A 294-nucleotide genomic window follows, 5' to 3' on the forward strand; every position below is an offset into this window, starting at 1 on the left:
AAACATGTCTCGGCCATCGCGGGTCTGAGTTATCACAACTGCCTGTTCCGCCTTTATGACGGCGCGATCAAGAGCGCACAGATCGTGGAGTTTCTCAAGGCACTGCGCGCGCACCTCAAGCGCCGCCTGATGATCATCTGGGACGGCGCCGCACAGCACAAGAGTCGCATCGTGCGCGACTACCTCGATAGCACTGGCGGAGCAGTGCAGATGGCCTTTGTCCCGCCCTACAGCCCGGACCTGAATCCAGTGGAGTATCTCTGGGCCTGGCTCAAGCGCCATGCCCTGGCCAAC

Annotated in this window: 1 protein-coding gene; it reads left to right on the forward strand. The window is 60.9% G+C overall.

The window, feature by feature from the left end:
- Positions 1 to 294: transposase (locus ACYP5B_RS43230; protein ID WP_459573696.1), on the forward strand; the 294-nt coding region annotated here is incomplete at both ends.

This window comes from Cupriavidus sp. 8B (assembly GCF_054589115.1).